General features: G+C 62.5%; 9 protein-coding genes. 4 read left to right on the top strand and 5 right to left on the bottom strand.

Going from position 1 to position 9179, the window contains the following annotated elements; genetic code table 11:
- The first annotated feature begins 94 nt into the window (after positions 1–94).
- Positions 95–517, top strand: coding sequence for a cupin domain-containing protein (locus tag QMX91_RS26075; protein WP_282413590.1), 423 nt, complete (start codon positions 95–97; stop codon positions 515–517).
- Between the two features lie 181 nt (positions 518–698).
- Here the strand turns inward: QMX91_RS26075 and paoC are convergent, their stop codons facing one another.
- The 4 genes from paoC to QMX91_RS26055 all read right to left on the bottom strand — a co-directional run bounded on the left by paoC (position 699) and on the right by QMX91_RS26055 (position 6653).
- Positions 699–2894 (bottom strand): aldehyde oxidoreductase molybdenum-binding subunit PaoC, encoded by a 2196-nt coding sequence (gene paoC, locus QMX91_RS26070; protein WP_282413589.1) that lies wholly within the window; start codon positions 2892–2894, stop codon positions 699–701.
- Complete coding sequence (locus tag QMX91_RS26065) at positions 2891–3847, bottom strand: xanthine dehydrogenase family protein subunit M (RefSeq protein WP_282413588.1); 957 nt, start codon at positions 3845–3847, stop codon at positions 2891–2893. Before QMX91_RS26065 ends, paoC begins: the two co-directional genes overlap by 4 nt.
- Positions 3844–4491, bottom strand: coding sequence for an aldehyde dehydrogenase iron-sulfur subunit PaoA (gene paoA, locus QMX91_RS26060; RefSeq protein WP_256578453.1), 648 nt, complete (start codon positions 4489–4491; stop codon positions 3844–3846). Before paoA ends, QMX91_RS26065 begins: the two co-directional genes overlap by 4 nt.
- A 407-nt stretch (positions 4492–4898) precedes the next feature.
- A complete protein-coding gene (locus QMX91_RS26055) occupies positions 4899–6653 on the bottom strand; it encodes an L-lactate permease (RefSeq protein WP_098964489.1) in 1755 nt (584 codons plus the stop codon).
- A 241-nt stretch (positions 6654–6894) separates the two neighbouring features.
- Here QMX91_RS26055 and QMX91_RS26050 point away from each other — a divergent pair, with 241 nt between their 5' ends.
- Complete coding sequence (locus QMX91_RS26050; protein WP_282413587.1) at positions 6895–7101, top strand: hypothetical protein; 207 nt, start codon at positions 6895–6897, stop codon at positions 7099–7101.
- A gap of 45 nt (positions 7102–7146) precedes the next feature.
- On the opposite strand, the gene QMX91_RS26045 is transcribed toward QMX91_RS26050, so the two are convergent.
- Complete coding sequence (locus QMX91_RS26045; RefSeq protein WP_096796472.1) at positions 7147–7419, bottom strand: hypothetical protein; 273 nt, start codon at positions 7417–7419, stop codon at positions 7147–7149.
- Positions 7420–7646: 227 nt separating this feature from the next.
- Between QMX91_RS26045 and QMX91_RS26040 the strand changes: the two genes are divergently transcribed.
- Both QMX91_RS26040 and QMX91_RS26035 read left to right on the top strand, forming a co-directional pair.
- The gene (locus QMX91_RS26040; protein WP_282413586.1) at positions 7647–8726 is read left to right on the top strand and encodes a hypothetical protein; all 1080 of its coding nucleotides are present in this window, start codon (positions 7647–7649) and stop codon (positions 8724–8726) included.
- 2 nt (positions 8727–8728) lie between these two features.
- Positions 8729–9082, top strand: a complete 354-nt coding sequence (locus tag QMX91_RS26035; RefSeq protein WP_134786733.1) for a DUF1428 domain-containing protein — start codon at positions 8729–8731, stop codon at positions 9080–9082.
- Positions 9083–9179: the final 97 nt, after the last annotated feature.

The raw sequence follows: 9179 nt of genomic DNA, 5'->3' as shown, positions 1-9179 counted from the left end.
CTTTTGATCTTTGATCTTCAAAAACAAACATCAAAAGATCGCAGCCTGCGGCAGCTCCTACAGGGGAGATCTCTTTCAGATTTGGAGTCTTGTGATGAATGCACATATCTCAGGCGTCATTGTCACCCCCAACGGCTCGCAACCCTCGGCCCAAGGCCCGGCAGACTGGTTCACCGGCACTGTGCGTGTTGACGCGCCGTTCAAGGGCAGCGATGCCGCGCGTGTCAGCGGCGCCACGGTGACCTTCGAACCCGGCGCACGCACGGCGTGGCATACCCATCCGTTGGGTCAGACGTTGATCGTCACCGTCGGTTCAGGTTTTGTGCAGGAGTGGGGTCAGCCGGTTCGACAGATCCGTCCCGGCGATACGGTGTGGATCGCGCCGCAGGTGAAGCACTGGCATGGCGCCGCACCGACCACGGCGATGACGCACATTGCGATTGCCGAAGTGCTGGACGGTGAAGTGGTGGAGTGGATGGAGCAGGTGAGTGCTGAGCAGTATTTGCGATCCGAGTGACGCGGTTCCCTCACCCCAGCCCTCTCCCGGAGGGAGAGGGGGCCGATTGGGGGATGTCTGTGAGCACTACGCTGAGTCCATAATCGACACGACCTCTCATGTCGGCGCATCCCATAAGACAACTCGGTCAGTCCCCTCTCCCTTTGGGAGAGGGTTAGGGTGAGGGGCTTTTCCAGGTTGCTCAGGTCATCTCCGGCAACGAATCGAGGATCTTGTCCAGCGTAATCGGATACTCACGCACCCGCGCCCCGGTGGCGTTGTAGATCGCATTTGCCACAGCCGCACTCACGCCGCAGATCCCCAGTTCACCCACACCCTTGGCTTTCATCGGCGATGAAATCGGATCGGTCTCATCGAGGAAAATCACCTCCTGATGCGGGATGTCGGCATGCACCGGCACCTCGTATCCGGCCAGGTCATGATTGACAAAAAAGCCCAGCCGTTTGTCCACCGCCAGCTCTTCCATCAGCGCCGCACCGACGCCCATGGTCATCGCGCCGATCACCTGGCTGCGCGCGGCTTTCGGGTTGAGAATCCGTCCCGCCGCGCAGACGGCGAGCATGCGCCGCACGCGGACTTCGCCGGTCGCTGCATCCACCGCAACCTCCACGAAATGCGCGCCGAAAGTCGATTGCTGATACTGCTTGGCGAGGTCGGCGAACTCGATGCTGTCCTCGGCCTCGACCGCGCCATCTTTTGCCGCATCACGCAGCGGCAGAGTCTTGCCGCCGGCGCGCACCTGACCGTCGGCGAACTCGACGTCACTACCGCTCATGCCCAGCTTCGTCGCCACCGCTTCACGCAGTTTCATGCACGCGGCATACACCCCGGCAGTCGAGCAATTGCCGCCGAACTGGCCACCGGAGCCGGACGATACCGGGAAGGTCGAATCCCCCAGATGCACGCTGACATCCGCCAGGTCCACGCCCATCATCTCGGCCGCGGTCTGCGCAATGATCGTGTAGCTGCCGGTGCCGATATCGGTCATGTCGGTTTCCACCGTGACCTTGCCGTCGCGCTCCAGCCGCACCCGGGCGCCGGACTTCAGCAGCAGGTTGTTGCGAAACGCGGCGGCGACGCCCATGCCGATCAGCCAGCGACCTTCGCGACGGCTGCCGGGAGTAGCATTGCGCTGGTTCCAGCCGAATTTCTCGGCACCGGTCTGCAAGCATTCGATCAGGCGCCGCTGGGAGAACGGACGCTCGGTCTTCACCGGATCAACCTGGGTGTCATTGAGGATGCGGAACTGCACCGGATCGAGCTTGAGCTGCTCGGCCATTTCGTCCATGGCGATCTCCAGCGCCATCAGCCCCGGTGCTTCACCCGGCGCGCGCATGGAATTGCCTTCGGGCAGATCCAGCGGCGCCCGGCGCATGGTCACCCGGCGATTTTCCCCGGCATAAAGCAACTGGCTCGGTTGCGCGGCGACTTCGACCTTGCCGTCCTTGAGGTTGCCCGACCAGCCTTCGTGAGCGATGGCGCTGAGCTTGCCGTCCGCCGTGGCGCCCAAGCGAATGCGCTGGATCGTGGCCGGGCGGTGGGTGGTGTTGTTGGCCATTTGCGGGCGGGCGAGGGCGACTTTCACCGGGCGGTTGGCCAGGCGCGCACCGAGGGCGGCGAGGATCGCGTCGGCACGAATGAACAGTTTGCCGCCGAAGCCGCCGCCAATGTACGGCGAGATCAGGCGCACGTTTTCCTTGGGCAGGCCAAGGGTAGTGGCGACGTCGCCGACGCTCCAGGCGATCATCTGGTTGGAGGTCCACAAGGTCAGATGATCACCTTTCCACGCGGCCAGGGTCGCGTGCGGCTCCATCATCGCGTGGGACTGATCGGGAGTGGTGTAGGTCTGGTCGAACTGCACCGGCGCAGCGGCGAAGGCCTTGTCGAAATCGCCGTGGGTGACGTCGGGCAACTCGTCGTCTTCGACGCCTTGGTCAAGCACGTTGGCCAGTTCGAACTCGCCTTTGGCCGCGACGTAATCGACCTTGACCAATTGCGCCGCAGCGCGAGCCTGTTCGAAGGTCTCGGCGACCACCAGCGCCACGGCCTGATGATAGTGCTGCACCTCGGGTCCGGCCAGCAGCGGCGCCGAGTTGTATTGGCCTTTGCCAAGCTTGCCGGCATTGGCGGCGGTGACGATGGCCAGCACGCCGGGCGCCGCTTGTGCAGCGTCGAGATCGATGTGGCTGATGCGGCCCTTGGCGATGGCCGAGCCGACCATGAAACCGTAAGCCTGATTCGCCACGGCCTCGTGCTGCTCGTAGGCATATGGCGCCTGACCGCTGGTTTTCAGCGGGCCTTCGATGCGGTCGGTGGGTTTGCCGACGACCTTGAGCTGGTCAATCGGGTTGGTGGTGGCGGGCGTGTCGAACTTCATGCTTCATCCCTCGCTTGCGCCAACACCGAGCCGAGCGTGCGCTCGACCAGGGTCAGTTTGAATTGGTTGTCGTGGGTTGGCGTGGCACCGTCGAGCAAGCGTTCGCTGACGGCTTTTGCGCCTCTGGGCAACAACGCGTCGGCGTCTTCGACCCGCCACGGTTTCGGCGCAATACCGCCGACTGCCACGCGGCCACTGCCGTCCTTTTGCAGGATCAGACCGACCGATACCAGCGCGAAAGCGTACGACGAGCGATCGCGCACCTTGTGATAAATGTGCGTGCCGCCAACCGGGGCGGGCAGGGTTACCGAAGTGATGAACTCGCCGGGCGTGAGGCTGGTTTCGATGTTCGGGGTATTGCCTGGCAGTTGATGGAAATCGGCGATGGCGATGCTGCGGGTGCTGCCGTCCGGCTTCACCGTTTCCACCTGCGCATCGAGGGCACGCATGGCAATCGCCATGTCACTCGGGTGGGTCGCGATACACGCGTCGCTGACGCCGATCAGCCCCAATTGCCGACTGACCCCGCCAATCGCCGCGCAGCCACTGCCGGGCTGGCGTTTGTTGCAGGCCTGATTGACGTCGTAGAAGTACGGGCAGCGGGTGCGTTGCAGCAGGTTGCCGGCGGTGCTCGCCATGTTGCGCAACTGGCCCGAGGCCCCGGCGAGCAGGGCGCGGGACAGCAACGCGTAATCCTTGCGCACGCGGCTGTCAGCGGCCAGATCGGTGTTGCGCACCAGCGCGCCGATGCGCAATCCGCCTTCAGGCGTGGCTTCGATTTGATCGAGGCCCAGGTGGTTGACGTCGATCAGGTGCAACGGGGTTTCGATGTCGAGTTTCATCAGGTCCAGCAGGTTGGTGCCACCGGCGATGAACTTCGCGCCTTCGACCTGCGCCGCCAGCGTTGCGGCTGCGGCGGGGGAATCGGCGCGGCTGTAATTGAACGCTCTCATGCTGGCACCTGCGCGACTTCAGTGATGGCTTCGATGATGTTCGAGTAGGCGCCGCAGCGGCAGATGTTGCCGCTCATGCGTTCCTGGAATTCGCTGGCGATCAGTTGCGGCGCTTCGGTCAGGCTCGGGCTGACGTGGCTGGGAATGCCCTCGCGGATTTCCTTGAGCACCGCCACCGCCGAACAGATCTGCCCCGGCGTGCAATAGCCGCACTGGTAGCCGTCATGCTTGATGAACGCGGCCTGCATCGGGTGCAGGTTGTCGGGCATGCCCAGGCCTTCGATGGTGGTGATCTCGCTGCCTTCATGCATCACCGCAAGCGTCAGGCAGGAGTTGATCCGGCGGCCGTCGGCGATGACGGTGCAGGCGCCGCACTGGCCGTGGTCGCAGCCTTTTTTGCTGCCGGTCAGGTGCAGGTGCTCGCGCAGGGCGTCGAGCAGGGTGGTGCGGTTGTCCACCTCAAGGGCTTGGGGTTTACCGTTGACGTTGATCGTCAGTTTGGCCATGGCGGGCTGCTCCAGACTGGCCGCGTAGGCCTTGAGGCTAATGAAGGGGGGCATTGCAAACGCGGTGGCGGTCACCGCGCCGAGGATCAGGAATCTTCGTCGGGAAATCGTCATGCTTCGATTCCTCTCTGGCTTAATCAGGACGGCAGGGATTGAAGGGCCCAAACGGGCGCGCCGGCATGTTTACCGGTCTCGTTCTTGGAATGACCTGCGCGGAGGGGAAAAGGTTTTTGCGGATTTGCGCTATAGAGTTATGCGCATGGCTCATCAATCTTCTGATCGACATAGCCAAATTTGGGGGGCATGCCTATCAATGTGGAAGGGGAGCTTGCTCCCGAAGGCGTCGGAACAGTTCGTCTATGAGTTGAATGACACACCGCTTTCGCGAGCAAGCCCGCTCCCACATTGGGAATGCATTCCAATGTGGGAATGGGTTTGTTCCCACGGAGAATGCAATCCTGGTGGGGAAATAGCTTGTTCCCAAAGGGCAATGCAGTCCAAATGTTGGAGCGGGCTTGCTCGCGAAGAGGCCCCTACAAGCGACATCAATGCCCGCCAACCACCATATGCGTGAACGGCGCCACATACGCCTGCAATGTCACCAGCCCGCCCACCAGGATGGCCAGCACGATCGAGTGAAAGAACACGTAGCGCAGAATCTCGCCCTCATGCCCATACCAGCGGGTGGCGGTGGAGGCGACCACGATCGATTGCGCATCGACCATTTTGCCCATCACCCCGCCGGAGCTATTGGCTGCGGCCATCAGCACCGGGCTGATGCCGAGCTGTTCCGAGGTCACCCGTTGCAGTCCGCCGAACAGCACGTTCGAGGCCGTGTCCGAACCGGTCAACGCGACGCCGAGCCAGCCGAGCAGGGTGCCGAACATCGGGTAGAACACCCCGGTCGCGGCAAACGCCAGACCCATGGTGGCGTCCAGTCCGGAATAACGCGTGAGAAATCCTAGCGCCAGCATCGCGGCAATGGTGATCAGCGAAAAGCGCACCACCCACAACGTGCGCAGGTATTGCTTGATCAGTTGCGGGATCGAATAGCCCATTAGCAGCCCGCCGACAATCGCCGCCAGCAGGATGCCGCTGCCGGTGGCAGTGAACCAGGTGAACTTGTAGATCGCCTCTTCGGCTTTCGGCGCCGGCACCACCGGCGGGACTTTCTGCACTTGCAGGTGCAGGGTGGTGAAGGTCAGCGCCGGCGAGAAAATCGGGTTGGCCTCATTCAGCGGTTTGCCTTGCGCATCAAGTTTCACCGAATGGGTTACCGGATCCAGCGCCGGGCGCACGTCGAAGACGTTCTTGAAGCCCTGGGTGCCCCAGGCAAACACGAACACCGTGAGGATGATCCACGGCATCCACGCACGCATCACCGCCGGGCGCGCCTGATCGCGGAATGCGGCGCTGGCGGTGACTGTTTCTTCCTCGACCCTGGAGTTGTCGACCCGCCCGGACAGGGCGGCTGAGGTGTACACCGTCGCCGGTTTCCAGACCCGCAGAAACAACGTCAGGCAGGCCATGGAAATCAGCGCGGCGATCACGTCCACCAGCATCGGCCCGTGGAAGTTCGACACGAGGAATTGCGGCACCGCGAAGCTGACCCCGGCCACCAGAATCGCCGGCCAGATCTCCAGCATCTTGCGCCACCCGGCAAACGCCCAGATCAGCCAGAACGGCACCAGCACCGAGAAAAACGGCAACTGTCGACCGACCATCATCGACAGCTCCATCTCATCCAGCCCGGTGACCTTGGCCAGGGTGATGATCGGCGTGCCGAGGGCGCCGAACGCCACCGGGGCGGTGTTGGCAATCAACGCCAGCCCCGAGGCGGCCAACGGCGAAAAACCGAGGCCGATCAGAATCGCCCCGGTCACCGCCACCGGCGTGCCGAACCCGGCCGCGCCTTCGAAAAACGCGCCGAAGCAGAACGCGATCAGCAGCAACTGCAAACGCCGGTCATCGGTGATCCGCGCGAGGGAGTCCTGCAGCACTTTGAATGAGCCGTTCTCGGTGGTCAGGCGATGCAGAAAGATGATGTTGAGCACGATCCAGCCGATCGGCAGCAAGCCATTGGCGGCGCCGAACAGCGCCGCCGAACCGGCCATGCTCGCCGGCATGCCGAAGGCGAAGATCGAGATGAGCAGGGCCGACGCCAACGCCAACAGAGCGGCCAGATGCGCCTTGACGTGAAAGAACGCCAGCGCCGCGAGCATCACCACCACCGGCACCGCGGCCATGAGCGTGGAGATCAGCGGGTTACCGAACGGGTCGTAGATTTGCTGCCAGACCATGGTCCACCTCTGCTTGTTGTTATCGAGGCGCAGATCCGTTGCGTGGGAGTCGCTAAGCAGCAGTATAGGTGGCATTTCGCCGCTGCCCGGATGCTGGCGGCGGGCCGATCAACGGTCGTGGTCGGGCAGTGAATCAAAGTCCTTTTGTCCGGTCGTATCAGCGGCTGCGCGCACTGCGTCCTGAAGGCGCGGGCAGTGACAGCCGTTCCGTGGTCAAGACCTTGGTGTTAGGGAAGTTTGAATGAAGCGTGCAACAACCTTGCTGTTGACGATATCCGCCGCTGTTTTGCTGGCTGGCTGTGTGGCGGACTTTGATGATGATCATCGCCACGGACGACATTACGACCGTGATCACGGTCGCTACTACGACCATGACCTGCGTTGGGATGACCGCGACGATGGTCGTCGCGACGGGCGTCGTTACTATCGTGATCGCGACGATGACTGAGTAGAAATCAAAAGGGCGTTCCCGCAACGGGAACGCCCTCGTCGATTAAAAATGAGCGCTCGCCCGGACGCTGGAATGCGCAGGCGCGGTGGCCTCGAGATCCAGCAAATGGGTGGCGAGTATGTCGCTCAGAAAGCGGAACTGATCGTTGATGCCCACCACTTCATTGCTGAAATGATTGCTCGCGGCGGGCATCAGCACATCGTCGAAATCTTCGTTGAACAGCAGCGCCTGGGACTTGCGCGAGACGACTTGCTGGTCGTAGTAGTTGCTGCCGAACACCGGGAAGCTCACGGAGAGGGTGATGGTGCGAATCATGATGGGTACTCCTCGTTGCGTCTCGGATGGGTGAATCGTGCCTTCGCCGGGCGGCGGGCGGAAGGCAATCGTGGCGATGGTGAATATCGACGGCGTTGATGGTTGATGCTTCCCCCTGTGGGAGCGCATTTCAAAGTGAGAGCGCCCGTCCGGCCACAACCGACAAATGGCCCAATACCCGCACCTATACTCAAATCTGTTTTCCTCCATTCAAGGACTCCACCACCGTGAACCTGCGTGCGCTGAGCCTCGCCGCACTGTGTCTGCTGGCTGGCTGTGCCTCCTCGGCGCGGGCCCCGGTGGCGCCGCGAGCGGTGGTGGTATCGCAGGCGACCTGGCAGCAGATCGATCGCGACATCGTCAGCGCCTCGCAGCAATCCACCGAGCAAGTCAAAGTATTTGCCCGTGGCTCGATGGAACATTGGCGCACTCGCGTCTATCAGCAAACTGAAGAAAATTTCATTCCGTGGTTCAGCAGCTACTGGACCCAGGAATGGCTGTCGATGAAGGTCAGTTGGTACACCATCAGTGCCGGCGGCGAGCAGGATGCGTCGGCCAAGCGCCTGGCGAGCTATCTGCTTGAGCAATATCAGGAAAGAGTGCTGGAACCGGTGGCGGTGGAGATCGATCCGGACGCGATCCTCGGTCAGGCCACGGCGTTCTACGCGCAACTGATGGCCCAGCAGATGCCGCTCATCGCCCAGCGTTACGGTGTGCCGGTGGCCCAGCTCAACTGGCGTCTGCAGAAAGTCCCGGCGATTGCCCTCGGCCCGCCGCCGGCGCGGGATGCGTCGCTCTATCAAATCATCAGTACCGAGCCGCTGAACACCTTGCCGGCGTATGCCGCGCTGATCGACAAGATCCACACCGAAGGCGGCAGCAAGGGCATCGCTTCGACCGACGCCGGCATGGCCCCCGTGGCCAAACGCGCCAGCCAGCGGATGGAGGCGGAAATGGCTCCGCGCGGGGCGGCCAGTGCGGTGGCGGCTGCGGCGGGCAAGTTGGTCGGCGGGGTGATCTCGATCGGTGTGGCGGGCATCCGCGCGATCATCCAGGCCAGTGACCGGCCCGACAGCGAAGCGCTGATTCGCAGCAGCCTGGGCAGCACGTTCGACAAGGCCTGGGCGAAACTGCTGCAGAACCCGACCACCGGGGTCATGGCCGGAACCCTGCATATCGCCGGGCAGGTCGAAGGCAGCCTTGGCGGGGGCGAACAACCGTCGGTCGGGCAGGGCGTGAATCGTGTCGAATGGCAGCCGCCGCAATCGACTACCCGGCAGATTGAACCCAACGTGCAAGGAGAGTGATCATGGCTTACATCGATATTTTTGTAGCACCCGTGCCGAATGCCAATCGCGAACAGTACAAAAAACACTGTGAGATCGCCGCGAAACTGTTCAAGGAATACGGAGCGAAGGAGGTGGTTCAGTGCTGGGGCGATGACGTGCCGGACGGCAAAGTCACGTCATTCCCGATGGCGGTAAAACTCAAGGACGGCGAGACGGTGTCGTCCGGCTGGCTGATCTGGCCCGACAAAGCCACCCGCGATGCCGGCATGGCAAAGATGATGGACGACCCGCGCATGCAACCGGACGTCAACCCGATGGGATTTGATGGACAGCGCATGATCTTTGGTGGCTTCAAGAACCTTCTTGAATCCTGAAGACCAGCGCAAATCCATTGTGGGAGCGGGCTTGCTCGCGAAGGGGTCGGCACTGCCACTATCTTCATGGCTGACCCACCGCTTTCGCGAGCAAGCC

The sequence above is a fragment of the Pseudomonas sp. PS01299 genome (assembly GCF_029960145.1).
Taxonomy (GTDB): Bacteria; Pseudomonadota; Gammaproteobacteria; order Pseudomonadales; family Pseudomonadaceae; genus Aquipseudomonas; species Aquipseudomonas putida_A.
Note: the sequence above shows the minus strand (reverse complement) of the source record. Positions and strands in the feature narration are given on the sequence as shown.